2 pseudogenes are annotated in these 1752 nt (G+C 74.0%); both read right to left on the bottom strand.

Features of this window, described 5'->3' with window-relative positions:
* Positions 1-56: 56 nt before the first annotated feature.
* Positions 57-1394, bottom strand: a pseudogene (gene murJ, locus ACWCO3_RS34425) (murein biosynthesis integral membrane protein MurJ); the annotation flags it as partial.
* Position 1395: 1 nt separating this feature from the next.
* A pseudogene (locus ACWCO3_RS34420) lies at positions 1396-1665 on the bottom strand (hypothetical protein); the annotation flags it as partial.
* Between the last annotated feature and the right edge of the window lie 87 nt (positions 1666-1752).

The raw sequence follows: 1752 nt of genomic DNA, 5'->3' as shown, positions 1-1752 counted from the left end.
GTTCAAGAAGGCCGAGTTCCTGGGCGAGACCACGAAGATCAACGCTGCCATGTCGGCACCGCCAGGAGCAGCAACGCCCCGAGCACCAGCATCCCCACCGAATTGGCGGACGTGACCGCGAACACCCGGTCCCGCAGCGGCAGCAGCGCGCCGAACAGCACGACGACGGCCGGCACCACGAGGAAGCCCACAGCGGTGGCCGCCGTCGCCGCCCGGGTCTCCCCCCGGGCGTAGAGCGCCCGGGTGAGCACCGCGAAGAGCCCGTAACCGACCAGCCCGGGGGCGTACCCGATGATCGCTGCGGCGGCCGTGGACGCGGTGGACGCCGGGAAGAAGAAATGCCCGACCGGCCCGGCGGTGCCGATCAACGCGGCGGTGCCGAGGAAGCTGAACAGCAGCACCCCCCGCACGGCCGGCGCCAGCGTCGCCCGGTAGGTGTCCTCGTCACCGGCGGCCCGCGCCGCCGCCAGCGTCGGGTACGCCGCGACCGCCAACGGCACCGCCAGCACCGCCCACGGCAACAGGTAGACGGTCTGCGCCAGGTTGTAGACGCCCGGGTTGCTCCGCGCGCCGGCGGTGACCTGGTTCAGGCTGACGATCAGGGCGATCTGCTGGGTGGTGACGGTGACCGCGCCGGCCACCGCCAACCCACCGACCCGGGCCCGCGCGTCGGACGGGAACCCGAACCCGGGCCGCATCCCCAGGCGCAGCCGGCTGACCGGGACGAGCAGGGACAACGACAGCACCACCACGCCGAGGGTCGTGCCGACCGACAGCAGCAGCTCACCGCCCGGGCTCACCCCTCCGACCGTCGCATTGCGGCCCTGTGTCGCGGTGAACCCCAGGTAGACCACGATCACGGTGAGGCTGGACAGCAGCGGCGCGAGCACCGGCCAGGCGAAGCGCCGATGCGCCTGCAGCACCCCGGTGAGCACGATGCCCACCCCGTACAGCGGCAACTGCGGTGCGAAGACCCGCAACATCCGGACGCCGCTCTGCTGTTGGGCGGCGGTCAGGTGGTGCCCGAGCGACTCGACCACCGGCCCGGCGAGCAGCACCACCAGCACCGCGAGCGGCACCAGCAGGGCCAGCGTCCAGGTCAGCAGCGCCCCGGTGGTCCGGGCCACCGTCGTCCGGTCGCCGGCCGCGACAGCGCCGGCCAGCAGCGGTACGACGAGGCTGGCCAACGCACCGCCGGCGACGATCTCGAAGATGAAGTTCGGCACCGCGTTGGCCACCACATAGGTGCCGCCGAGGTCGGTGTTGCCGAGGCTCCAGGTGAACAGGGCGGTACGGCCGAAGCCGGCCAGCCGGCTGACCACGGTGAGGACGGCGATGAGCGCGGCTGCCCCGGCCAGCCGGCCGGCGCCGGCGAGGGGGGCCGGTCGGGTCACGTCAGTCGGCGCGCCGGCCCAGTGCGTCGAGCTCGCGCAGCCCCGGCGTCCGCTGGATCACCGCCGTGAAGCTGACCTTCTCGCTGGCGGCGGTGAGCCCGGCGAGCACCGCGAGCAGACCGGCCCGGCCCAGAGGGCCGGTACGGGCGGCCAGCGCGACACCGAGCAGCGCCCCGAGAGCGTTCGCGCCGCTGTCGCCGAGCATCACGTCCTCGCCCAGGTCGTCGCGGAGCAGACCGGCGGCGGCGCCGGCGGCACCCGCGGCGATCCCTACCCTCGCCCGGGGCCTGCAACTCGGCCAGAACGAGACGCGTCGCCGCTACGACAGGCCCGCGAGCAGTCCGCCAGCAAGGTGACG

It is taken from the genome of Micromonospora sp. NPDC002411 (assembly GCF_053592955.1).
The sequence above is the reverse complement of the archived record's forward strand: the minus strand, read 5'-3'. Positions and strand labels throughout refer to the sequence as shown.